The sequence below is a fragment of the Priestia sp. MDV22-iso46 genome (assembly GCF_058629175.1).
Window position 1 is genome coordinate 385,500 of the sequence record NZ_JBZVWT010000001.1, and the last position, 24,790, is coordinate 410,289.

At 38.3% G+C, this 24,790-nt stretch carries 24 protein-coding genes; 17 read left to right on the top strand and 7 right to left on the bottom strand.

Translation table 11 applies throughout. The annotated features are described in order from the left end of the window. The first annotated feature begins 14 nt into the window (after nucleotides 1-14). The 7 genes from AC4NPH_RS02040 to AC4NPH_RS02070 all read left to right on the top strand — a co-directional run bounded on the left by AC4NPH_RS02040 (nucleotide 15) and on the right by AC4NPH_RS02070 (nucleotide 8,476). Entirely contained in the window at nucleotides 15-2,345 is a 2,331-nt protein-coding gene (locus AC4NPH_RS02040) for a xanthine dehydrogenase family protein molybdopterin-binding subunit (RefSeq protein ID WP_013057266.1), read from the top strand. Beyond that, nucleotides 2,332-3,165, top strand: a complete 834-nt coding sequence (locus AC4NPH_RS02045) for an FAD binding domain-containing protein (protein WP_098598347.1) — start codon at nucleotides 2,332-2,334, stop codon at nucleotides 3,163-3,165. Before AC4NPH_RS02040 ends, AC4NPH_RS02045 begins: the two co-directional genes overlap by 14 nt. A 1-nt stretch (nucleotide 3,166) precedes the next feature. Then, the gene (locus AC4NPH_RS02050) at nucleotides 3,167-3,646 is read left to right on the top strand and encodes a (2Fe-2S)-binding protein (RefSeq protein ID WP_013057264.1); all 480 of its coding nucleotides are present in this window, start codon (nucleotides 3,167-3,169) and stop codon (nucleotides 3,644-3,646) included. Nucleotides 3,647-3,717: 71 nt separating this feature from the next. Beyond that, the gene (locus AC4NPH_RS02055) at nucleotides 3,718-4,170 is read left to right on the top strand and encodes a hypothetical protein (RefSeq protein WP_029322049.1); all 453 of its coding nucleotides are present in this window, start codon (nucleotides 3,718-3,720) and stop codon (nucleotides 4,168-4,170) included. 420 nt (nucleotides 4,171-4,590) lie between these two features. Next, nucleotides 4,591-6,225, top strand: a complete 1,635-nt coding sequence (locus AC4NPH_RS02060) for an MrcB family domain-containing protein (RefSeq protein WP_053487313.1) — start codon at nucleotides 4,591-4,593, stop codon at nucleotides 6,223-6,225. Then, on the top strand, nucleotides 6,179-7,891 hold the full coding sequence (locus AC4NPH_RS02065; protein ID WP_491938547.1) for a DUF2357 domain-containing protein: 1,713 nt from the start codon (nucleotides 6,179-6,181) through the stop codon (nucleotides 7,889-7,891). Before AC4NPH_RS02060 ends, AC4NPH_RS02065 begins: the two co-directional genes overlap by 47 nt. A 186-nt stretch (nucleotides 7,892-8,077) precedes the next feature. Beyond that, nucleotides 8,078-8,476: a hypothetical protein gene (locus AC4NPH_RS02070; protein WP_013057259.1), complete on the top strand. Its 399-nt coding sequence runs from the start codon at nucleotides 8,078-8,080 to the stop codon at nucleotides 8,474-8,476. Between the two features lie 21 nt (nucleotides 8,477-8,497). Here AC4NPH_RS02070 and ku read toward each other — a convergent pair whose 3' ends face one another. From ku to sspO, 4 genes are all read right to left on the bottom strand, one after another. Then, a complete protein-coding gene (gene ku, locus AC4NPH_RS02075; protein WP_013057258.1) occupies nucleotides 8,498-9,331 on the bottom strand; it encodes a non-homologous end joining protein Ku in 834 nt (277 codons plus the stop codon). Nucleotides 9,332-9,481: 150 nt separating this feature from the next. Continuing rightward, nucleotides 9,482-9,922, bottom strand: coding sequence for an Hsp20/alpha crystallin family protein (locus AC4NPH_RS02080; RefSeq protein WP_013057257.1), 441 nt, complete (start codon nucleotides 9,920-9,922; stop codon nucleotides 9,482-9,484). A gap of 152 nt (nucleotides 9,923-10,074) precedes the next feature. Next, nucleotides 10,075-10,215 (bottom strand): small acid-soluble spore protein P, encoded by a 141-nt coding sequence (locus tag AC4NPH_RS02085; protein WP_013057256.1) that lies wholly within the window; start codon nucleotides 10,213-10,215, stop codon nucleotides 10,075-10,077. Nucleotides 10,216-10,427: 212 nt separating this feature from the next. Then, on the bottom strand, nucleotides 10,428-10,577 hold the full coding sequence (sspO, locus tag AC4NPH_RS02090; protein ID WP_013057255.1) for a small acid-soluble spore protein SspO: 150 nt from the start codon (nucleotides 10,575-10,577) through the stop codon (nucleotides 10,428-10,430). A gap of 221 nt (nucleotides 10,578-10,798) precedes the next feature. Between sspO and acnA the strand changes: the two genes are divergently transcribed. The 4 genes from acnA (at nucleotide 10,799) to AC4NPH_RS02110 (ending at nucleotide 14,858) form a co-directional block, all read left to right on the top strand. Further along, nucleotides 10,799-13,519 carry an aconitate hydratase AcnA gene (gene acnA / locus AC4NPH_RS02095; RefSeq protein ID WP_063671698.1) on the top strand — a complete coding sequence of 907 codons (2,721 nt, stop codon included), beginning with the start codon at nucleotides 10,799-10,801 and terminating at the stop codon, nucleotides 13,517-13,519. Nucleotides 13,520-13,714: 195 nt separating this feature from the next. After that, a complete protein-coding gene (locus AC4NPH_RS02100; RefSeq protein WP_013057253.1) occupies nucleotides 13,715-14,314 on the top strand; it encodes a TlpA disulfide reductase family protein in 600 nt (199 codons plus the stop codon). 212 nt (nucleotides 14,315-14,526) lie between these two features. Then, the gene (locus tag AC4NPH_RS02105) at nucleotides 14,527-14,670 is read left to right on the top strand and encodes an FbpB family small basic protein (protein WP_013057252.1); all 144 of its coding nucleotides are present in this window, start codon (nucleotides 14,527-14,529) and stop codon (nucleotides 14,668-14,670) included. A gap of 44 nt (nucleotides 14,671-14,714) precedes the next feature. Next, nucleotides 14,715-14,858, top strand: a complete 144-nt coding sequence (locus tag AC4NPH_RS02110) for an acid-soluble spore protein N (RefSeq protein ID WP_013057251.1) — start codon at nucleotides 14,715-14,717, stop codon at nucleotides 14,856-14,858. A 31-nt stretch (nucleotides 14,859-14,889) separates the two neighbouring features. On the opposite strand, the gene AC4NPH_RS02115 is transcribed toward AC4NPH_RS02110, so the two are convergent. Next, nucleotides 14,890-15,501, bottom strand: coding sequence for a hypothetical protein (locus AC4NPH_RS02115; protein WP_491938548.1), 612 nt, complete (start codon nucleotides 15,499-15,501; stop codon nucleotides 14,890-14,892). A gap of 172 nt (nucleotides 15,502-15,673) precedes the next feature. Between AC4NPH_RS02115 and tlp the strand changes: the two genes are divergently transcribed. From tlp to AC4NPH_RS02130, 3 genes are all read left to right on the top strand, one after another. After that, nucleotides 15,674-15,916 carry a small acid-soluble spore protein Tlp gene (tlp, locus tag AC4NPH_RS02120; protein ID WP_013057249.1) on the top strand — a complete coding sequence of 81 codons (243 nt, stop codon included), beginning with the start codon at nucleotides 15,674-15,676 and terminating at the stop codon, nucleotides 15,914-15,916. Nucleotides 15,917-16,028: 112 nt separating this feature from the next. Next, nucleotides 16,029-17,456: a phospholipase D family protein gene (locus AC4NPH_RS02125; protein ID WP_098196539.1), complete on the top strand. Its 1,428-nt coding sequence runs from the start codon at nucleotides 16,029-16,031 to the stop codon at nucleotides 17,454-17,456. 78 nt (nucleotides 17,457-17,534) lie between these two features. Continuing rightward, nucleotides 17,535-17,957 carry a YbgC/FadM family acyl-CoA thioesterase gene (locus tag AC4NPH_RS02130; protein WP_098196538.1) on the top strand — a complete coding sequence of 141 codons (423 nt, stop codon included), beginning with the start codon at nucleotides 17,535-17,537 and terminating at the stop codon, nucleotides 17,955-17,957. Between the two features lie 40 nt (nucleotides 17,958-17,997). On the opposite strand, the gene AC4NPH_RS02135 is transcribed toward AC4NPH_RS02130, so the two are convergent. After that, nucleotides 17,998-18,288 (bottom strand): HesB/YadR/YfhF family protein, encoded by a 291-nt coding sequence (locus AC4NPH_RS02135; protein WP_013057245.1) that lies wholly within the window; start codon nucleotides 18,286-18,288, stop codon nucleotides 17,998-18,000. Between the two features lie 379 nt (nucleotides 18,289-18,667). Then, entirely contained in the window at nucleotides 18,668-19,261 is a 594-nt protein-coding gene (plsY, locus tag AC4NPH_RS02140) for a glycerol-3-phosphate 1-O-acyltransferase PlsY (protein ID WP_013057243.1), read from the bottom strand. A 205-nt stretch (nucleotides 19,262-19,466) separates the two neighbouring features. Between plsY and AC4NPH_RS02145 the strand changes: the two genes are divergently transcribed. The 3 genes from AC4NPH_RS02145 (at nucleotide 19,467) to parC (ending at nucleotide 24,613) form a co-directional block, all read left to right on the top strand. Then, complete coding sequence (locus tag AC4NPH_RS02145; protein ID WP_013057242.1) at nucleotides 19,467-19,880, top strand: CoA-binding protein; 414 nt, start codon at nucleotides 19,467-19,469, stop codon at nucleotides 19,878-19,880. 333 nt (nucleotides 19,881-20,213) lie between these two features. Further along, complete coding sequence (parE, locus tag AC4NPH_RS02150; protein WP_013057241.1) at nucleotides 20,214-22,190, top strand: DNA topoisomerase IV subunit B; 1,977 nt, start codon at nucleotides 20,214-20,216, stop codon at nucleotides 22,188-22,190. Further along, entirely contained in the window at nucleotides 22,187-24,613 is a 2,427-nt protein-coding gene (gene parC / locus AC4NPH_RS02155; RefSeq protein ID WP_013057240.1) for a DNA topoisomerase IV subunit A, read from the top strand. The genes parE and parC overlap by 4 nt, the downstream gene beginning before the upstream one ends. Nucleotides 24,614-24,790: the final 177 nt, after the last annotated feature.

Below are 24,790 nucleotides of genomic sequence, written 5' to 3' on the forward strand. Positions count from 1 at the left end.
CGGAGGTGAAAAGAGTGGAGATTATTGGGAAAAACGTGATTCGAAAAGATGCGTTAGAAAAAGTGACGGGAACAGCTCGGTACACAAATGATTACAGTTTTAAAGGTTCCCTTCACGCCAAAATAGTAGTCAGTCCTTACGCTCATGCAAGAATTCAAGCGATAGACATTCAAGCAGCGATTGCTATTCCCGGTGTTCACGCAGTTGTGACGGGAGAGCATCTGCCGTTAACAGGGGAAGGAGTTCGTGACCGGCGACCGCTTGCATTTGAAAAAGTGCGGTATCACGGAGAAGCCGTAGTCCTTGTAGTAGCAGAAAACCCTGCACTCGCCGAGCGTGCGGCGAGCTCTGTTCATATTCAATATGAGCCGTTATCTGTCGTTCATTCTCCTAGCGCCGCTATTGAGCCAAATTCTCCTTTAGTACATGAAAATATGCACACCTACAAGCACGATGAAACGGTTTATCCAGAGCCCGGTACCAACGTAGCTAACAGAGTTAAAATACGAAAAGGCAATATGGAAGAAGGCTGGAGTAAAAGTGAGCTAGTAGTGGAAGAAACGTTTTCTTTGTCTCCTTCAGATCACGCGGCGATGGAAACAAGAAGCGCCGCTGCTGAAATTCTTCCGAATGGAGTAGTTAAAATTATCACTTCTTCTCAAGCTCCTTTTATGGTGAAAAAATTAATCAGTGAGTACTTTGAAATTGAAGCGGGAAAAGTGATCGTTGAAACACCGCTAGTAGGAGGAGGGTATGGAGGAAAAGCTGCTGTCCAGCTGGAGCTGCTTGCTTATCTAGCTTCAAAAGCTGTTGGTGGAAGGCTGGTTAAAATATTGAACACAAGAGAAGAAGATATGCTCACTTCGCCTGTTCACATCGGTCTAGACGCTAAAATTAAGCTAGGTTGTTCTAAAGAGGGACTCTTGCAGGCTGCTGACATTCTATATTTGTTTGACAGCGGTGCTTATGCAGATAAAGGAACGGATTTAAGTAAGGCTGCAGCAGCTGACTGTACGGGGCCTTATCGTCTTGAACATATCTTCTGTGATTCATTATGTGTATATACAAATCACCCTTACGCTTCCCCTTTTCGAGGATTCAGCCACTCTGAACTATTATTTGCATTTGAGCGTACGATGGACATCCTTGCTAAAAAAGCAGGTATAGATCCTTTGGAATTTAGAGAAAAAAACGCTATTTTACCAGGTGATACTACGCCTACACAAGTCCGTTTGACTTCTAGCAGCGTTGGTAACTTACCAGAGTGTATTCGGCGCTTAAAGCAGCTAATGAAATGGGAGGAAGGGCAGAGAACAGTTCATGAAAACGGCCTTATTACCGCCAAAGGGATTAGCTGCGTCTGGAAAACCTCGACTATTGAAACAGACGCGAGTTCAGGTGTTATTCTAACATTCAATCCGGATGGAAGCGTAAATTTAATGTCTGGCGTTATTGAATTAGGCACGGGAACAAAAACTGTGCTCGCGCAAATCTTGGCTGAAAAACTGCAGATGCGCATGGAACGTATTCATGTGCGAATGGAAGTAGATACTCAAACGACTCCTGAACATTGGAAAACGGTGGCTAGCCGAGGAACTTTTATGGCAGGAAGAGCGGTTTTAGAAGCGGCTGAAGATGTGATTAACCAATTAAAAAAGATAGCTTCTCATATATTCCGAGCTTCTGAAGAAGATATCGAAATAAAACATGAAAAAGTTTTTTTACGGGATGAGCCTCAAACCTCTTTGGACTTTAAAGAAATTGTGTATGGCTACAAATATCCGAACGGAAATGCAATTGGAGGGCAAATCATAGGGAGGGGTAACTATATTTTAAGAGGAATGACCTACTTAGATAAAGAAACAGGAGCCGGGCGTCCGGGGCCTGAATGGACCGTAGCAGCTGAAGGAGTTGAAGTGGAATATAATCCTAGAACGCATCGATATCGTATTGTAAAAGCTATTTCTGTTATTGATATAGGAACCGTGTTAAATGAGAAAATGGCAAGAGGTCAAGTCATGGGTGCGATGAGTATGGGACTATCGTTTGCGGGTAGAGAAACATTTTGGTTTGATTCAAACGGACGTATTTTAAACCCTCAGCTTCGGAAATATCGTCCCCTTCGCTATGGAGAGCATCCGGAGTACGTAGTAGACTTTGTTCATACACCTCAAATAGATGCAGCGTACGGCGCTCGGGGAGTCGGAGAACACGGGCTGCTTGGTATGCCAGCTTCTTTAGGAAACAGCTTAACGGTGGCAGCAGAAACAGAATTAAATCAACTTCCTCTTATCCCAGAATTGATTTGGAGAATGAAAGAAGGGAATGCAAATGATTTCGTTTGACTTTGAATATTATAAACCTGCAAGCGTTTCAGAAGCGATTGCCTTGTTTCAAGAGTTAGAGAATCAAGGCAAACAGCCGCGTTATTATGCTGGAGGCACTGAAATTCTGACATTGGGCAGATTGGGTTTGTTTGTTACCCATGCTGTTATTGATATAAAAAATATACCAGAGTTTCAAAAAGCAGAAGCTGATGAAGACTGGATGATTTTTGGTGCAGGTGTAACGTTGACTGAACTGGAAGAGAAAAACTTATTTCCTTTATTAAGTAAGTCTGCTAGCGAAGTGGCTGATCACACGGCTCGAAATAAAATAACGCTGGGAGGAAATATTTGTGGGCATATCTTTTATCGAGAAGCCGTGTTGCCGCTGCTTTTAACGGATAGTCAACTCGCAGTGGCAGATCTAAGTGGAATAAAGTTCCATTCGATTCACGATCTTTTTCACCGGCGTTTGCAGCTGAAAAAGGGAGAACTTCTTGTTCAGATGTTTGTTGAAACGAAGTATGCTGCCCTGCCATACGTGAGTATAAAAGAACGTCAGCAGTGGGATACAGGCTATCCGTTAGTTACAATAGCGGCGTTAAAAACAGAAGAAAACATTCGAGTAGCTTTCAGCGGGGTATGTTCATTTCCTTTTCGCTCAGCTGAAATAGAAGAAGTGCTAAATCATGAAGAAACGCCATTAGAAGCTCGAATTCAAACTGCTCTTGATTATATACCGGCTCCAATTTTAAATGATGGAGAAGGATCGGATCGATATCGCAAATTTGTGATTAAAAATTTATTGTTTGATATTTTCAAAGAGCTGGGAGGAACGTAATGTGCTAAGAGATGAACGGTATAGAATAACAGTTAAGCTAAAGGTTAATGGGGAAGAAAAAATGGTTGATATCCGAACAGCAGATACGCTGCTTTACGTATTAAGAGAAAAGCTGGGCCTTACCGGAGCAAAACCAGGCTGTTTAAATGGAGACTGCGGAGCTTGTACAGTAGGGATAAATCAGCGACCAATGAAATCCTGCCTCATGTTAGCGGCAGAAGCAGAAGAGAAAGAAATAATGACTATAGAAGGACTGAAGAGTTCACCTATGCAAAAAGCTTTTATTGAACACTTTGCTTTTCAGTGCGGTTATTGTACATCGGGTTTTATTATGAATGCTCATTTGCTTTCCAAACGCCATCCTTCAGGAAGTGACGATATTATAAAGGAGTGGTTAGCTTCTAATATATGCAGATGTACAGGATATAAAGAAATTGAAGACGCAGTAAAATCTGTTTTACACTTTTCGGAGCGCGAGTGAGAAAAGAAAAAGTAGAATTAGAATAACACTTACACGTGTTTAGAATAGTATGTGCTAAGGGTGTGGAGAATGTGGAATGGAAAAGCGGCTTTGACAAAGAAAGGGAACTTATCTTTGCCATTCAACGAGATCTGGATGTAGTAACGGCCATATTATTATTAACTGGCCAAATAACAATTATAGGAGTATTTGTGACACCCGGAGCTTTTCGTGTTTCAGTAGGCGGACCTATTACAGGAACCAGTCGCATCGAAGGAAAAGACGGAAATGTGGGAATTAATATTATTATTGATATGATTGATGTGTTTCTTGCGGCTTTGCTGCTTAATAACCAGATTAATGTGTCGGGCGCCTTTATTTCTTCTGGAAGATTTACCATTAACGTAAGTGGGCCTATTTTTGGCGTTCCCAAAACAGAACCTGCATTAAGTGAACTGAATCAATCCTCTCAATTTTTTCATCGTACGGTATCAAAACATTTTTATGTAAATCCTGACTTAGTTGAAAAATTTACAAAGGACTGATTAAAATGTCATTAACAGATATACCTACAGTAAGACCTTCAGAGACGAGTATTTTTCTTATCGCCCTGCCGCTTATTATTTTTATCTTTTTCTTTACTCAACCAAAAGCATCAGACGTTAAATAATCATGTAGCATAATGGGGGTTTTATCCCTGGGCACACAAGCTGCTTATTTTTCTGTTCGTATCATTGCCTCTTCATTTATTAAGCCCCTAACGCTTTTCTTTTCTGTCATGTTTCATTAAAATGAACATAAACATATATGTAGAGAAAAGAATAATGTAGTGTTTCCTAACGTTATAAAATAGCTTACTATACGAAGAAAGCGTCTATAATAAAAGAAATGAACCTTTTGCGTGGTCAGCTGACGATGCTTTTTATTTTTACAAACTGCAGTGAAGGCAGAAAGGAGAGAATTCGATGAGTTTGCGCGAGCGGCTGCTGTATGTAGCGGAACATTATAAACAAATGGGTGGAGACGTACTTGTAAAACATGAAATAGAAAATATGCTTACACGCAGGCTTCCGATTTCTCTTTATCGATTGGAGCATATAAATCGAGAAGAAATGCGTATATCGGGACAGCACGCTGAAACATTTCCTTACGTGACCCTTGCGAATAAGAATATAGAGAGTGACGTGATGGTCGCGTATTTATTCAGTGAAGACGGTCAGCGCATTTACTTAGTCATGATGAGAGGAGACTCAGAAGAAGGAACTGATTTGAAAGACATTCGATTTTTTACTCCTGAACATGCCCGCGTATTGAAAGATAATCATATTATCATTGGTACAAGCATGGAAGCGAAAAGCTTTGAGGATAGAGTAGCTCTTTACCTTCCTTACAATATAGCAGACTTACCTAGCAATGATCAGCTGCAAGATGACTTGCATTTACTGCTAAGTATGCATGAACAGTATATAAAAACATACGGAATGAGCAAAGAGATGCTGGGAGACAAAGACGCCATCGTCCATATTCATGAGTTTATTAGGAAATCTGGATTTACATATGAACGACATGATATAGCCAACGCCTACTTTGCTTTAAAGACCAAACCGTTTATTGTTTTATCAGGAATGAGCGGGACAGGAAAAACAAAGCTTGCTCAGCTCTTAGCAGATAGTATCGGTGCCACGATTGAAAATGGAAGACAAGTGCTCATTCCGGTTCGACCCGATTGGCACGATAGTTCAGATTTATTAGGATATATTGATTTAAGAGGAGATTTTCGCAGAGGATCGTTTCTGTCGATTATGCAGCAAGCCATTCAGCATCCAGCTTACACATATGTTGCTATATTGGATGAAATGAACTTAGCTCGAGTTGAACATTATTTTAGCGATATTTTAAGCGTGATGGAAAGCAGGAGCTGGTCAAAAGGGAAAATCAAAACGGCTCCATTATTTCCTGGACATAAGATGTTCCGAGATATTTATTTGCCATCTAATCTTCTCATTATCGGTACAATTAATATGGATGAAACAACTCATGGGTTTAGTCAAAAGTTGTTAGATCGTACCAACACCATTGAGTTAAATAAGATTCAACTAGATTCTTTTGATTTTTTAGATGATAGAGATCCGGCTCAGCACGGCATTCAAAATGTACAAATTCAAAGTCAATATGTTCACTTAAAAGATGCGTATGTTGAACATGCTGAGCTCATTCACGAAGTAACAAATGAACTGCTAACCGTCAACGAGATGCTTATAGAAGTCGATCTACAAATAGGTTACCGCGTACGCGACGAAATATGCTTTTATTTGATTTACGCGGTAAAAAGCGGGATGTTTACATTTGATCAGGCGTTTGATTTTCAGATTTTGCAAAAAGTTTTGCCTCGTATTTCAGGAAGCGATGGGTACACATTTGATTTATTAAAAAACCTTTATTATTACTGTACAAATACACTGTTAGATGATGAATTTGAGACAGCTGTCGTAAATGCAGATGGAATGAGATTTCCTAAAAGTGCACGCAAAATAATGGAGATGATGAGACGTTTTGAAGTATACGGATACACGTCATTTTGGATTAATACCGTACGTTGAAATTGAAACTGACACGTGTACGGTGGTTATAAAAGGGAAAAATAAGAAAAAAATAAAATCTGCAGAAGAAGTGATGTTTTTTTCTTGTACAGGAAAAGGAATTACACATGTAAAAGTATTAAATCAAACAAAAGGCATGATGACTTCAAAACCGCCGCTTGAGCCTTTATTTTTTGAAAATGAAACCTATCAAATTACAGTTGTTTCTAAAAATGAAACAAGCCTGTTTGTTAACCACGATTCAAAAGCAGTTGAACAAAGTTTTCAAAGCGTAGGATTTCCCTACATTTTGACGGGAAATATAAGCTTTCAAAATGAAGTAGGGTATTCTACGTTTCATGTTTACAGCGAAAGAGAAAAAGAGCTGTCCTTTACTCTTGAAATTTTCCCCTCAAAGATGAGCTACAAGACAGATTATGTACACATGGTTGATGAAGTGAACGGATACATTCATGATTTGGCATACGATATGCTTCGTAAAACATATATTGAAGCAAAATCTGTTTGGTCTAAGCAAGCAACATGGACGGAATTTTATCATGTTCTCTCTCACTATATGAAACCCTTTCTTCATTCTGTGCGTCAGATTGAAAATCAGCCGTTTCAATCGGTAAAAGTTGAACATGAGCTCATGAGAGGCGATCAAATAAAAAAACAAGATAGCCGTGCTATATCATTTGTCCGAACCCACCCTACCTATCTTGCACCTTCAAGCAGGGGGATTAAAATTAATCGAAATATAAAAGTAGTACCCACAAAAGCGATTGGCACCAGGCATGTGTCTACCTATGATAATCTGGAAAATCAAAGTGTAAAATGGATGATGACGCAGCTGTATCATAAGCTAACTGCACTAATTGACAAATTGATAGAAGATAGATATGTAAAAAAAGAAGCCATATCGGCTTTAGAAACTAATCATACCGAATTAAAAAGACTGTTAAATAATGCGTTTTGGCAACGGGTGAAGACCCTACAAGCTTCAACTCTTCCTTCTACCCTACGGACGGCACCCTGCTACCGGGAAGCAAGCAGATACTTTATGTTCTTAACGCGAGGATTGGCTCTTAACGGAGAGTTTTACCACCTTTCATTAAAAGATATCGCAACTCTCTACGAATACTGGACGTATGTTAGTCTTTTAAAGAAGTTGCAAACTTACGGCAAGCGGATAGAACAAAACATCATGACAACGACAGAACAAGGGTTGAACGTCAGGATGCAGCCGTCTTATCATCGTTTTCAAGTGGGGAAAGCAGAAGCCACGCTATGGTATCAGAAAGCATACCATCATACTCATACCGTTATTCAAAAGCCGGACTTGCTGCTTGAAGTAAAGCAAGGGGAGAAAAAAAGTGTATATCTTTTTGACGCTAAGTATCGTATCAAACCAAATCACGATACGCCCTCTCCTAGAGAAGAAGATATTAATACCATGCATCGTTACCGAGACGCTATTGTAGAGGAAAATGGAATAAAACCGGTACAAACAGCGATTGTGCTTTTTCCAGGGAAAGCAGAGGGCTATAAGCAGCATCATTTTTATAAAAGTATTGAACGTGTTGGAGTTGGTGCGCTGCCTTTTTTGCCGGGAGAAGAAGGGCTAGTAGAAGAATTTATTGAAACTATTTGTACGGTAGAACCACATTTTTTCAGCGCTGAGTAGGTGAATAGGTAGAAAGTGAACAAGTCTTTTTTTATGCGTTGACATAGTGTTAAGTTTTTTATGTTTTGATGACATTTCGAGATTTTAGTTGTATTTTCCTGTTGAATTTTCTAGAATAGTAGAGAATAAAACCGTATCGAAAAGAAGTCGTATCATGTGCAGAGAACGTATCAGGAGGACAACGAAGTGAAAAAGATTCTACTATTCACGTTAGTAGCGCTATTGGCAACTTTTTTTATTGACAGGGTATACAGCGAACGCAACCAAGCGCAACTTCAGCAAACTGTAATCAATGAAATTAAAAAAACAAATCAAAGTAAAGAAGAAGCTTCCATCCTTGATTTTAATGAATTATGTGATTTTAGATGGGATAAAGTATATGTTTTTGGACCGGAAACGACTCGCAGTGAGGTAAATGAAAAGCTGGGCTTCACGTGGTCTGAAGCAAAAGCAAAAGGTATTGGAAAAGATAAAAAAGATAACTTTATTGTCTTTGTAGAAAATAATCAAGTAACGCAATATTTAAAAATACCGGCATCATATGGAACTATTGTTCCTAAGACTTCTGTTGCAAATGAAAGCTAACGAATTTCTTCGTTAGCTTTTTTATGCTTTCTTTTTTAAGGATGAAGTTTTTTTCTCTGCTGTTGATTTTGTCGGGTGTAAAGTAGAAGGATCTATGCTCACTTTTAACATTTCCATTAAATGTCGAATATCTCGTTCTTCGCTTCCGCTGCCTTTTGTAACTTCGCCTTGATTTATTTTTTGTTGAATGACGTTTTGTAAGGCGTCTCGGTAGTTGTTTTTGTAAATAGATGGATTAAAAGAAGTAGATAGCTTATCGATTAATTCCACCGTCACTTGTGTATCACTTTCATTAATGGAAGAAGTACTGGATAAGTTAGGCACATCTGTGACTGAACGAAGCTCTTCTTCAAAATGCATCGTGTGAAGAACAAGAGATCCGCCCACGGAACGAATAATTGCCATTTGCTGTTTGGAATATAAAAATACATTCGCAATACCGACTTTATTCGTTATTTCAAGTGCATTTAATAAAGTATAATAAGCTTTTAGGCTTGTTTCCCCAGGAGAAATATAGTAGGGCTTATCAAAAAACAGGGGATCAATGTCATCTAACGAAACAAAGTGTAACAATTCAACGGCTTTGTTTGCTGCAAAGGGCTCTTTGACACTGTCAATTTCCTGTTGTGAAAGTACAACAAACTGACCGGTCGCGGTTTCGTATCCTTTAACCAGTTCATCGGATTCTACTTCTCGTCCACACGTTTGGCAATGTTTTTCTTGATGAATAGGTGTATGGCAAACGGAGTGTAGCGTGCGCAGCTTTACATCTTTTTCTTCAATTGCTCCGTGCAGTTTAATAGGGATATCAATTAATCCAAAGCTGATTTTACCTTTCCAAGCAGTATGAAGCATAAACGTTCTCCTTTTACTCTTTTTTAGTAGTGTGCCGTAAAATAAATTAGATATCCCATTGTTTTGAAAAGAAGAATATTCTAAAAAAATTATGTGCTAAATAAACAATTAAATAGTTCCAATAAAGCTGCAGAGACAACATCTGCAGCTTTATTGGAACTCAATAGGGACTATTTGCTGATTAGATTCATTTGTCTCATGTTTAGAAATCGTAATTTCAAGGATTTCGTTACTAAATGTAGCGGTAATTTTTTTATTCATCAATGGAAATGGAAAGTCGATTGTACGTTCAACGCTTTCTTCCATTTGTTCTCTTGCAAGCGTTCCTTGCTTTTCATCATGAAATTCTCTAATGCAGTATTTTTTGGCTGTCAGCTGTAAGTGGTCAGCTTGTATCTGAACGATAATATCCTTAGGGTGATACCCTAATAATTCAGCTTCGACAATAAATGATTGTTCTGTTTCAAATAAATCTATACGAACGGAATCATAATCTAAATAACTCATAAAGGGATTTGAAAGCATGACTTCTAACAACTCTTGAAAGCCTTTTACAAACATTTGGTCTGCTGGCAGACGCTTGTTTTTCATTTCTGCGTTCCTCCATTATTTAAACTGTTTCACTTTACTATCATATGCGCGTTTATGTACTTAGTGAACTCCTGCGCAAAGAATAAGCTTGAAGTACTAGCTGTCTTTTCTACGCATAAAAAAGCAAGCTCTGTAGAGAGCTTGCCGCTGTTTTACATATCATGTCCGCTATTGTGTTTTTGGCGAGAATGCTTACGGTTTTTTACTTTATGAGATCCGCTTAGCGGTTCTGGCTGTCCAGAATTGCTTTTTGGCGCATTTCTTCTGATGTCTTTGCTGCTGTTTTTGTTCATAGTTAAAGCCTCCCTTTCACTTATTAGGGTAGGATAGTGACAGGGAATTTATCCAATGAAAAATTCCCCTTTCTAAAAATAGGTTTAACAAAAACAGGAAATGGGAACAGGGAAAAAGCGTCATATATAATGACGCCTTCTCGTTAGATTTCATGGAGTTAAACGATTTTGCTTTTCTAACTAGTGATTAGTATATCCAATAAGAGATTGTTTTATTGATTTTTTTTGCGTTTTTTATTATTTTGTTTCTGTTGTTCCGTTAATGGTTCATTTGAAAACTCTTCATTATAACCCGATCCTTTTCCTTGAGCGCTAGCCGCGTTAGCTCCAGGAATGACGTGGTTTGACTTGCGTTTAGCCATATTGAATCACCTCCGTTTCTAGCATGCGTAAAAATCAATGAAATATGAATTATTAGAAAAATAAAAGGAAGATGGAAAAAGGTTATAAGTGAAACTTATGTTAATTAATAACATTCTTTTTATTTACTTATGTATAATATTATATTAAGATAGATGGTGAAGGGAATAGAGGATGGGGTAAGTAAATCCTTTATACATAGAATTTTAAGGGGGTAAAAGCAATGACTAAAAAAGACGTTTTTAACGCTCGTTCGTCATTCGATCTTAATGGCAGCACATATAATTATTACCGCTTACAAGCTTTAGAGGAAGCAGGTTTAGGTAACGTATCTAAGCTGCCGTATTCAATTAAAGTATTATTAGAATCTGTTCTTCGTCAGGTAGATGGCCGTGTTATTACAAAAGAACACGTCGAAAACCTTGCAAAATGGGGAACAAAAGATATTAAAGATATCGATGTTCCTTTCAAACCATCTCGTGTTATTCTTCAAGATTTCACTGGAGTTCCAGCGGTTGTAGACTTAGCGTCACTTCGTAAAGCAATGGCTGATTTAGGAGGCGATCCTGACAAAATCAATCCAGAAATTCCAGTAGACCTCGTTGTCGACCACTCCGTACAAGTTGATAAAGCAGGTACAGCTGACTCATTACGAATTAATATGGACCTTGAGTTTCAACGTAATACAGAGCGCTATAATTTCTTAAGCTGGGCTCAAAAATCATTTAATAACTACCGTGCAGTTCCGCCAGCTACTGGTATCGTGCACCAAGTAAATTTGGAATATTTAGCAAACGTTGTTCATGCTGTTGAAGAAGATGGTGAATTTGTAGCTTTCCCTGATTCTCTAGTAGGTACTGACTCTCATACAACGATGATTAATGGTATCGGTGTCTTAGGATGGGGTGTTGGCGGTATTGAAGCGGAAGCAGGTATGCTTGGTCAACCTTCTTATTTCCCAGTTCCTGAAGTAATCGGTGTTAAACTTGTTGGTGAATTACCAAACGGCACTACAGCTACAGACTTAGCTTTAAAAGTTACGCAAGTGCTTCGTCAAAAAGGAGTAGTCGGAAAATTCGTGGAATTCTTCGGTCCTGGCGTAGCAGAACTTCCATTAGCTGACCGTGCAACAATCGCTAATATGGCTCCTGAATACGGTGCAACATGTGGATTCTTCCCAGTTGACGCAGAAGCATTAGCATACATGCGTTTAACTGGAAGAGATGAAAAAGACATTCAGGTTGTCGAACAATATACAAAAGCAAATGGTTTATTCTTCACACCAGAAAATGAAGATCCAATTTTCACTGACGTTGTTGAGATTAACCTTGCTGAGATTGAAGCAAATCTTTCTGGTCCAAAGCGTCCGCAAGATTTAATTCCACTTTCTCAAATGCAAACAGAATTCAAGAAGGCTTTAACAGCTCCTGTTAGCAACCAAAGCTTCGGACTTGATGCTAAAGACGTGGATAAAGAAATTACGTTTAAGCTTGCAGACGGTTCAGAAACAACAATGAAAACAGGTGCCATTGCCATTGCGGCTATCACAAGCTGTACGAACACATCAAATCCTTACGTATTAGTAGCAGCTGGTTTAGTTGCGAAAAAAGCGGTAGAAAAAGGATTGGATGTTCCAGCTTACGTGAAAACTTCTTTAGCACCAGGTTCAAAAGTAGTAACGGCTTACCTTCAAAATTCAGGGCTGCTTCCATACTTAGATAAAATCGGCTTTAACATCGTAGGTTATGGCTGTACCACTTGTATCGGTAACTCTGGTCCATTAGAAGCAGAAATTGAAGCAGCGATTGCAGACAGCGACTTGCTTGTAACGTCTGTTCTTTCAGGAAACCGTAACTTTGAAGGACGTATTCATCCATTAGTAAAAGGTAACTACCTTGCTTCTCCGCCGCTTGTTGTAGCATATGCACTGGCTGGAACGGTAGATGTAGATTTACAAAAAGATCCAATCGGTATTGATACAGACGGCAATGAAGTATTCTTTAGCGACATCTGGCCTTCTCAAGATGAAATTCAAGAAGTTGTTAGCCGTACCGTAACGCCTGAATTATTCCGTAACGAGTATGAGCGTGTATTCGATGATAACGAGCGCTGGAATGAAATTAAAACAAGCGAAGATGCGCTTTATACGTGGGAGAATGATTCAACGTACATTCAAAACCCACCTTTCTTTGAAGGCTTATCAGAAGAACCAGGTGAAGTAGAGGCGTTAAATGATCTTCGCGTAGTAGCGAAATTTGGTGACTCAGTGACAACGGATCACATTTCACCAGCGGGTTCAATTGCAAAAACATCACCTGCAGGTCTTTACCTTCAAGAAAACGGTGTAGAGCCAAAAGACTTTAACTCATATGGTTCTCGTCGTGGTAACCATGAAGTGATGATGCGCGGTACGTTTGCAAACATCCGCATTAAAAACCAAGTAGCTCCTGGTACAGAAGGCGGCTGGACAACATACTGGCCAACAAATGAAGTAATGAGCATTTATGATGCTTGTATGAAATACAAAGAGCAAGATACAGGTCTTGTTGTACTTGCAGGCAAAGATTACGGCATGGGAAGTTCTCGTGACTGGGCAGCAAAAGGCACAAATCTTTTAGGTATTAAAACAGTAATCGCTGAAAGCTTTGAGCGTATTCACCGTTCAAACCTAGTATTAATGGGTGTTTTACCTCTTCAATTTAAAGATGGTGAAAGCGCGGATACATTAGGTTTAACTGGAAAAGAAACAATTGCAGTAGCAGTTGATGAAACGGTAAAACCACGTGATTTTATAAAAGTAACAGCAACTGATGAAGCTGGAAACAAAAAAGAATTTGAAGTACTGGTTCGTTTCGATAGTGAAGTTGAAATTGATTACTATCGCCACGGTGGTATCCTTCAAATGGTGCTTCGTGATAAATTACAGTCTAAAACACATGCGTAAGTTATAAAGAAAAAGAGCGGTTCTCGTGAACCGCTCTTTTTTTATGCAAACGCACCGTTTTCGACAAAAAGTGAGAGGGAAATATGCTATATTATAAAAGAAAATGCCCTATAAAAGGATTATTTTAGTAGATATTGCACATATCTATTAGTACATAGATTATCACTTTTTAGAAGAAATAAAGGAGCCGATCATATGGTTAAAAAAATAATTGCGGTCTTGCTTCTAGTAGGATTTCTTAGCTACGCACTTTGGCAAGGGCTTTCTCCAAATGAAGCATCCGATAATTCTAACTTAAGCGAATACAAGGATTTAAATATCAAAAAAGGTGATAGTGCTCGTCAGGCTTCGGGTCAAGCTTATGGGTTGGAACCAAAAGATACAGCGCCTCCGTTTACACTGTCAGATACGAGCGGGAAATCCGTTCAATTATCGGACTTTAAAGGAAAAAAAGTCATTTTAAACTTTTGGGCAACATGGTGTCCGCCGTGTCAAAAAGAAATGCCCGATATGCAAGCATTTTATGAGAAATATGGAAACGATGTACAGCTGCTTGCGGTTAATTTAACTTCGTCAGAAGGCAGTAAACAGGCAGTATCTAAGTTTCTTAAAGAAAAACAGTTTACGTTTCGTGTATTATTGGACGACCAAGATAGTGTAGGGAGTAAAAAATATCGAGTCTCCACCATTCCGACATCTTACTTTATAGATGAAGAAGGGAAAATTGTTCAACGAGTGAATGGTCCAATGACGCTTAAACAAATGGAAAACTTTGCTCAACAAGCAGCGAATTAACTTCGCTGCTTGTTTTATTAAAAATGAAACTTATTTCCTTTACCATCGTATACATAGATAAGTCAGTAAACATGTCAAACTTTCTTACAACTTTTCAAAAAGTATGTTTACTTATCTGACAAATTGGTTACAATATAGATAGTTGTATGATATCAGTTTCTTTAGATTTTTCAGATTTTTCATAAAAATTACATAAAGTAGGTGTTGTGCTCATGAGAAAATTACGCAAACGTTCATTTGAAGAGTTAGTGCAAGAAAATAAAACGCAGCTGTTAAAAGATCAGTCAGAAATTGAACGCATTGAAATGGAAATTGAAAAGCGGTTAGAAGATCGTATGCTTGAAAGAGCTGAATAACTTTAAAGTAAGTTGGTTAGAGTAACGGTGAGGAGGGGATAAGCATGGGAAATCCTAAAAAACAAAGCAAACCTTTTGTTCCGAATCACATCGGCACTCAACCGAGAGAAGCTGGTGGAAATAACGGAAAACAAATGCAAGATACATCCGGCAAGCATCCTCAAGTTATTCAAACCAAAGGTGAATGAATAAAAAGTCGCTGAATTCAGCGACTTTTTATTATTTGAATTCTACCGTGAATAAATAAACGTAAGGATTGCTCGAAATAAGCTCTTTAACAACTTCTCCATCGTCGGTTGAAAGCGGAGCAACTCGTATGCCACTGCCAGCGTCACCAAATAAAGCAGCAACTGGATATGTTTTATTCATTTTTACCGTTTGTTTTTTCTCTAATCCAGTAAAGGAATAGCCGTTCATTTTTTTTGGCTTTTCCGCTTCTATTCCTAGGTTTGTATCGTTGCTGCCTACATTAAACATAACTTTATGAGCATCATCATCGATTTTATATGTAATAGCAAACATGTCAAATTCTTTTGAAACGGTCAACCCTCCTGAAAATAAAGGTTGTTTGGCTTTCCCCTTTTCATAATAAGTGGCTTTTACATAAGCTTCTTTTGCGTGATTAGGAGCTTTAACATCGTATGCAATAATATTGCTTTTGTAGTCTAAATTTGTCACGGCTAACATTTTTTCTTCATGTTTTGAGTAATGATGAGGCTTCATAGAGGCACTTGCTGTCAATTTTGATGCCAATGAAGTTTGCGACATAAAAAATACGGCAAGCACTGCAATAAAGAGGACGCTTAGTACTGCTATCATTCGTTTGGTCATAGAGATTCCCCCTTTGTATGTATATATTACCATATTATGTATGTTTTATATATGTATTTTAAATTAATTATAATTATATTATGTAAACTAAAATCATTTTTTTCCACTTATAGAGATGAACAAATCCGGCATACTACAATTGTAACAAAGTTATTTTGAGGAGGAAGATACAATGGCATGGAATAAACCGAATCCAGACGATCGCAGTGATAACGTTGAAAAATTACAAACAATGGTGCAAAATACAATGAAAAACATTGAAGAAGCAGAAGAAGCTGCTGCATGCAGCACTGAAGAAGAACGTCAGCGCATTCAGCAAAAAAATCACAATCGCGAAGTAAGTATCGAAGCAATGCGCAGCGAAATAAAAGATGAGTCAGAAGCTCGTCAAAATGGTTACGAAGGTACGATTTAATAAATAAAACAGCGACAATAAGCAGCTAAAAATAAACGGTTTTAGCTGCTTTCTTTCTATATTTTTTTAGTAAGGTCAATAATAATACAAACTAGCGAAGAGGTTTATGTAGGTGAAAAAGCACGTGAAAAAGAAAGTAGTAAGGATTTTGGTCAGTTTACTTGTCGTCTTGATTATTGTGGGCTCTTATCAAACGCATAAGCCCTTGCCTAAAGGAGTTTCATACGAAAGTAAGCCCCACAAAGTAGAAGATGTATTTCTTTTATCAGACCTAACGTATCAAGACCAGCAGACATCTGTTTCTGAACAACATATTTTTCAAGCAGTTACGAATGTGATTGATGACGCAAAAGCTTTTATTATTATGGATATGTTTCTATTTAACGGCTACTATAACCAAGGCGAAACGTTTCCTCACCTTAGTGATACGCTTGCAAGTAAGCTGATTGAAAAGAAACGAAAACATCCTAATATCGCAATCGTCTTTATTACAGATGAAATCAATACAACCTACGGCTCACATGATTCAAAGTGGTTAGATTCACTGCGGCTAAACGGAATCAAAGTGGTGCAAACCAATTTATCTAAGCTCAGAGACTCCATTCCACTGTATTCTTCAGTGTGGAGAACTTTTGTTCAGTGGTTTGGTGAAAAAGGAAACGGATGGATAACAAATCCGTTTGGTACCAATGCGCCTAAAGCGACGGTCCGTGCTTATTTAAAGTTGTTAAATGTAAAAGCTAATCACAGAAAAGTAGTAGCAACAGATCAAAGCGTTATTATCTCTTCTGCCAATCCTCATGATGCAAGTTTTTATAATTCTAACATGGCCTTTGAAGTAAAAGGGAATATCATTGGAGATGTGGTGAAAAGTGAACAAGCGGTGTCAGATTTTTCTTATGGAGGAAAGTTACCTCGGTATAAGAAAAAAGAAAAAGAAAAGGGAGACCTATATGTTCAGCTGTTAACAGAAGGTAAAATCTATAAGCACGTATTACATGATTTACATCATGCTAAAAAAGGCGACGATGTATGGCTTGGCATGTTTTATCTTGGAGATCGCGACGTAATAAAGGCGCTTTTGAAAGCTTCCAAACAAGGAGCAAACGTACGATTAATTTTAGATCCTAATGAGAATGCGTTTGGAAGAAAAAAGTTTGGACTGCCTAACCGCCCAGTAGCAGCAGAACTTGTAAAAAAATCCAAAGGAGATATTAAAATTCGCTGGTATCATACAGGGAAAGAACAGTATCATTCTAAAACTTTATTTATTCGAAACAAAAAAAATGCAACTATTATTGCAGGAGCAGCAAATTTCACAAAACGAAATTTGGCTGACTTGAACTTAGAAACGGATATTAAAGTATCAGGACCTTCTAACAAAAAGGTTATGACCGAACTAAACGCTTATTTTGACCGCTTATGGACAAATAAAGACTACACATATACACTTCCTTATAAAAGGTATGAAAATAAAATGACGCGGCTGGAAATGCTGATATATCGCATTCAAGATGCGCTTAGTCTTACAACATATTGAGTAATAACCAAACTAGTAGGAGTATATTCTCCTTATATGGTAAGATAAAACAGGAACAGTGCAAGAGGAGGTAGAATCATGCTAGTATCGAAGAAAGAAATCGAAGTGCGCTATGCAGAAACCGATCAGATGGGCGTTGTGTATCATGCTAACTATTTAGTATGGATGGAAATAGGTCGAACGCAGTTTATTAGTGATTTAGGTTTTAGCTATGCACAAATGGAAAGAGACGGTGTGCTGTCGCCAGTTATTGATATACAGGCTTCATATAAAAAGCCGCTTCATTATGGCGAGACAGCTGTAGTACATACTTGGGTTGAGAACTATGATGGTCTACGCGTTGTGTACGGCTACGAAATTTTTAATTCAAATGAAGAACTTGCGTTAGCAGGAACATCGTCACACGTATGTGTGAAAAAAGAAAACTTTAAGCCTATTTCGATTCGCCGTAATTATCCGGAATGGCATAAAGCCTATGAAGATGCCAAAAAGCAGGGTTAATCGCAAGAATAAAAAGCATCGATAAATCGATGCTTTTTTCTTACGCTTCGTAATGAAAGTCAGGTTCTTTTGTTTCTTCATTATAATTTACGGTCAAATCATGACCATCAAAGTACCAAAGGTCTTCATCTTCTACGAAGAATGTTAAACCGTCAACTTTTGTTTCAACGCCAACGTTTTTAGGAGAATCTGTGTTTACACCTAAAGAAAAACCTTTTTGAACGTTGCTGCATCCGCCGTAGCGAACAAAAAAGCGAATTGTTTCGTTTCCTTCTAGCATCATTTCATCTTTGTACCACGTAGCTGCTGCTTCTGTTACTGTTAATTTCATTAATTATGCTCCTTCCAATATTGCGAATACATTTATTATAGTAGAAAGGTAGATAAATTACCAATATATACGAATCCAGCTAGGAAGGAATGAGATAAAATAAAATAAAACGATTTAATATAGAGGTGAAGGCTTCATTTCTATATTAAATCGTTTCATTCTTTCATTTGAAATCATATTGTTTTCCAATGGTTTCCCAGCAGTGAACGCAGTAGCGGCTTCCTTCTAGCTGTGAATCCATTTTCTTATTTCGTTTGCAAATAGGGCATTTTTTCTTCACATCATTCACCTCCTTATTTTAGTATCAGTATAACTAATAAATAAGAAATGTATTCGCTTACAAAACGGTTATAAAAAAAGAAATAAGAGGAAGCTTCTCTTATTTCTTTTTACCTGACAAAAATGTGACTTTCGGTTCTGTTTTATTAAGAATTCGGGTAATGTTTGCGCGGTGTCTGTAAATGACAAAGGCTACAATTAAACCAATAATCATAATAAGCATGTAGTCTTGCTTAAATAGCGTGTAGATAAAAGTTAATACCCCGGTAACCATTGATGACAATGATACATACTTCGTTATGTATAAGCAGATAAAAAAACATAATAGTACGAAAGCAAATAAAAGAGGTTCATAACATAAAATCACTCCGGCGGACGTGGCAACAGCTTTCCCGCCTTTGAATTTCGCGAAAACAGGAAAAATATGACCAATGACAGCAAATAAACCAATAAAGAGAATGTTTTGATTCGTATCAAATAAAAGCGGTAAAGAAGCTGCTAGGGTTCCTTTTAGAATGTCTCCAAGCGTAACGATAATTCCGGCTTTTACGCCCAATGTACGAAATGAGTTGGTGCCGCCTAAATTGCCGCTTCCATGCTCTCGTATATCGATGCCGTATCCTAGTTTTCCAACAACTAGTCCAAAAGGAATAGAGCCCAAGATATAGGCAAGAATAGGTAATAAATAATTCATGTTTGAAAGCTCCTTTATTTCTATATCGTTTCTATTTTACCATGAGATACTTAAAAAAACATAGCTAGTTTTGGGTGAGAGACAATTATTTCAAAAAAAGAAGACGTTTACAAAAATAGAGAAAACGGGTACTATATGCAGGAAATCAACTGTAAATCGCGAATGTTGTTCAGTACATATTATATAGCTAAGAGAGGTAATAGACATGTCCATTAAAATTCCTTCCCGTCAAGAGCTTGGTAAAATATTAAAAAAAAGCAAGCGCATTGCTGTAGTAGGTTTATCAGATAACCCTCATCGAACGTCTTATATGGTTTCAGAAGCCATGCAGCAGCAAGGTTACGAGATTATTCCGGTGAACCCGACAATCAACTCAGCGCTCGGCGTAAAAGCCGTATCTTCATTAAAAGAAATTGAAGGGCATATTGATATCGTTAATGTATTTCGTCGCTCTGAGCATTTGCTTGAAGTTGCAGAAGAGTTTTTAGAAGTAGATGCAGACGTATTTTGGGCACAATCTGGTTTAATTAATGAAGAAGCATATGACCTGCTCGCTAAAAAAGGGTATACTGTAGTTATGGATCGTTGTATAAAAGTTGAGCATGCTTTAACAAAGTAAGATCTATAAGCAGAACAACCAACCCATGCACACTGCTTGCATGGGTTTCACCATGCGTTGAAATAGTAAGAGAGTTTCCGCTACAATAGACGTTAGACAGCTAGCTTTATAATGCTTATAATCCATGAATACACAAGATATTGCTTTTATAATACGGAAATTTGTGCTAAAATCTTGTAAGTACGCAAAAATAGAAACATACGTTCTGTTGATGCGAACACTATAAAATTAAAAGATAGGATACATGATCATTTATTCTTAGACACGAAGCGCAAACGTTTGTGTTTCATACATAATGTAGTAATGTTCGTTGTGATGAAAGGGGTAGTATGAATGGCTCGGAAACAACAATTTAATTATAATGAAGATGCAATTCAAGTACTAGAAGGATTAGATGCCGTTCGTAAACGTCCTGGTATGTATATTGGAAGTACGGATACACGAGGTCTGCATCATTTAGTATATGAAATCGTCGACAACTCTGTTGATGAAGCTCTAGCAGGCTACGGAGAAGAAATTATTGTAACCATTCACAAAGATAATTCAATTTCTGTACAAGATAAAGGTCGAGGTATGCCAACGGGCATGCATAAATTAGGAAAACCAACGCCTGAAGTTATTTTAACCATCTTGCATGCAGGAGGTAAATTCGGACAGGGTGGATATAAAACAAGCGGAGGCTTACACGGAGTAGGTGCATCTGTTGTAAATGCGCTGTCTGAATGGTTGACTGTAACCATTCATAGAGATGGATTTATTTATGAACAGCGTTTTGAAAATGGAGGAAAGCCGGTTACGACGCTAGAAAAAATAGGAAAAACGAAAAAAACGGGAACAACGATTCATTTCAAACCGGATGCCACGATCTTTTCAACAACTGTGTATAATTATGACACGCTTTGTGAACGGCTCCGCGAATCGGCTTTTCTGTTAAAAGGATTCAAAATAGAGTTAATCGATAAAAGACATGATCGTCACGATATCTTTCATTATGAAACAGGTATTCAAGCCTTTGTTTCATATTTAAATGAAGAAAAAGATTCACTTCATCCAGTCGTCTTTTTTGAAGGGATTCATCATAATATTGAAGTTGAATTTGCCTTTCAATTTAATGATGGTTATTCTGAAACCATTTTATCATTTGTTAATAATGTTCGTACCAAAGATGGTGGAACGCATGAGTCCGGTGCAAAAAGCGCTATGACGCGTGCATTTAATGAATACGCCCGTAAAGTAAGCCTGCTAAAAGAAAAAGACAAAAACTTAGAAGGAACGGATATACGAGAAGGCTTAGGAGCCATCGTTTCCGTTAGAATACCTGAAGAGTTGCTTCAGTTTGAAGGTCAAACAAAAGGAAAGTTAGGTACAAGTGAAGCTCGTTCGTCCGTAGATGCAGTTATTTCTGAAAAACTTGCCTATTTCTTAGAAGAAAACCCAGACGTAAGCTCTCTTCTTGTAAAAAAAGCAATCAAAGCTGCTCAAGCGCGTGAAGCAGCACGAAAGGCGAGAGAAGACGCAAGAAACGGGAAGAAACGAAAGCGTCAAGAAACCGTTCTAAGCGGGAAGTTAACGCCTGCGCAATCAAGAAATCCTCAGCGAAACGAACTGTACTTAGTCGAAGGGGATTCCGCCGGAGGTTCAGCAAAACAAGGAAGGGACCGCCGCTTTCAAGCTGTGCTGCCACTGCGAGGGAAGGTTATCAATACCGAAAAAGCCAAGCTTCAAGATATTTTTAAAAACGAAGAAATTAGTACGATCATCCACGCGATAGGCGGAGGAGTAGGAGCAGATTTCACCATTGATGATATTAACTACGATAAAATAGTCATCATGACCGATGCGGATACGGATGGCGCTCATATTCAAGTGCTTCTGCTAACGTTTTTCTACCGCTATATGAAACCGCTTGTGGAAGCAGGAAAAGTATTTATTGCTCTTCCACCGCTCTATAAAGTAAGCAAAGGGTCAGGTAAAAAAGAAGTGGTTGAATATTCATGGAGTGACGAAGAATTGCAAGGTGCTATCGATAAGGTAGGAAGAGGGTATATGATTCAACGCTATAAAGGTCTCGGTGAAATGAACGCAGATCAGCTTTGGGAAACAACAATGAACCCAGAGACGCGTACGCTGATTCGTGTCCGTATTGATGATGCTGCTCGCGCTGATCGTCGTGTGACCACTTTGATGGGCGATAAAGTAGAACCACGCAGAAAATGGATTGAAAGCAACGTAGCGTTTGGGTTAGAAGAAGATCCAAATATTTTAGATAATGAAAATGTATTAACGGTCGCAGAGGAGGACGTACAATGACACAAACAGAACGCTTTTTAGATTTACCTCTTGAGGATGTACTAGGCGACCGTTTTGGTCGATACAGTAAATATATTATTCAAGAGCGTGCACTGCCGGATGCAAGAGACGGGTTAAAACCCGTTCAGCGCCGTATTTTATATGCAATGCACGTAGATGGGAATACAGCAGAAAAAGGCTTTCGCAAGTCAGCCAAAACTGTAGGGAACGTAATTGGTAACTATCACCCTCATGGTGATTCATCTGTATATGATGCCATGGTTCGAATGAGTCAAGAATGGAAAGTTAGAAATGTATTGATCGAAATGCATGGAAACAACGGAAGTATTGATGGAGATCCCCCAGCAGCAATGCGTTATACAGAAGCTCGCCTTTCATCGATTGCTGCAGAACTTCTACGAGATATTGACAAACAAACGGTTGAGTTTGTGTCTAACTTCGATGATACAAGCAGCGAACCAACTGTGTTACCGGCTATGTTTCCTAACTTGCTAGTAAATGGATCCACGGGTATTTCAGCTGGTTATGCTACAGAACTTCCGCCTCATCATTTAGGTGAAGTAATTGACGCAACGATCATGCGAATTGATAAACCAACGTGTACAATTGAAGAGTTGATGACGGCTATTCAAGGTCCTGATTTTCCTACGGGAGGAATCATTCAAGGGGTAGACGGGATTAAGAAAGCCTACGAGACAGGTAAAGGGAAAATTATTATTCGCGGAAAAACGGAAGTGGAGTCCATTCGCGGCGGAAAACAGCAAATTGTCATTACAGAAATTCCGTTTGAAGTAAACAAAGCTAACCTTGTTAAGAAAATGGATGAGCTTCGTTTAGATAAAAAAGTGGAAGGCATTGCTGAAGTTCGCGATGAAACGGATCGTACCGGTCTGCGCATCGTAGTAGAATTAAAAAAAGATGCAAATGCTCAAGGAGTACTTCACTATCTTTATAAAAATACGGATCTGCAAGTACCTTATAATTTTAACATGGTTGCTATTGCTAAAAAGCGACCAAAGCTTATGAGCTTGGCTAACATTCTTGATGCTTATATTGATCATCAAAGAGAAGTGGTAACAAATCGTTCTAAATACGAACTGCAAAAAGCACGTGAACGTGAACATATTGTAGCGGGATTGATTAAGGCACTGTCGATTTTAGATGAAGTTATTGCGACGATTAGAGCTTCTAAAGATAAGCGCGACGCTAAAAATAATTTAATTGCCAAATATGAATTTACAGAACCTCAAGCAGAGGCGATTGTATCGCTTCAATTATACCGTTTGACAAACACGGACATCACAGCTCTACAAGCGGAAGCTGAAGAGCTAGGTGCTAAAATTAACGAGTTAGAAGAAATCTTACATAGCGAGAAAAAACTTTTTAATGTAATCAAAAAAGAATTACGCCGTGTAAAAAAGCAATACAGTACAGAACGCCGCTCAAAAATTGAAGCGGAAATCGAAGAAATTAAGATTAATCTAGAAGTGATGGTTCCATCTGAAGAAGTGATGGTGACAGTCACAAAAGACGGATACGTAAAACGAACAAGTCTTCGTTCTTACGCCGCGTCTAACGGGCAAGACTTCGGTATGAAAGATACGGACCGAATTTTAGCGAAGTATGAAATTAATACAACCGAAACCCTTCTCATCTTCACAAACAAAGGGAATTATTTATATATGCCAGTGCACGAACTTCCGGATATCAGGTGGAAAGACATGGGGCAGCATATCATGAACATTGTTCCAATTGATAAAGAAGAGCAAATTGTACGGGCGATACCGGTGAAAGAATTTAAAGAAAATCAGTATCTGCTTTTCTTTACGAAAAATGGTATGGTCAAAAAATCAGAATTACTTCAATATAAAGCACAGCGCTACTCCAAAGCTCTTGTCGCCGTTAATTTAAAAGGCGATGATGAAGTAGTCGATGTATATCAAACCGATGGTAAAAAACAAGTGTTTATTGCCACTCGCTCTGGCTACGGACTGCGTTTCCGGGAAGAAGAAATAAATATTGTAGGAACTCGCGCTTCCGGTGTGAAAGGAATTAACTTAAAAGACGATGATTATGTTGTAAGCGGCGTTATCTTCGATGAAGATGAAGCTTTATCAACTGAATTATTTATCGCCACGCAGCGAGGAGCTGTGAAAAAGACAAAAATTACTGAGTTTGAAGAATCAGCACGAGCAAAACGAGGGCTAGTGATGGTCCGAGAACTAAAATCTAATCCGCATCAAATTGCAAAAGTAAAAGCAATCTCTAAAGAACATTACATGATAGTGGAATCATCTAAAGGTCAAATCGAGCAGGTTGATCCGTCTACAATGCGAGCTAGCGACCGATACAGCAACGGTTCATTCGTATTGGACCAAAGCGAAGCTGGCAATTTAGTTGATGTGTGGCTGGAAGAAAAATAACAAAAAAGTAGTAAAGTTTTTAACGCTTTACTACTTTTTTTGTTTAATATTTTTAAATTAAACTATGTTCTAAATGAATAATATAAAAACTTCCCTACTCCTTAACCCAAATAAACATCATACACCTCCTACACAAGCCTCTAAGAAACTTTTGAATGTTCCAATTGTCCTAAACAT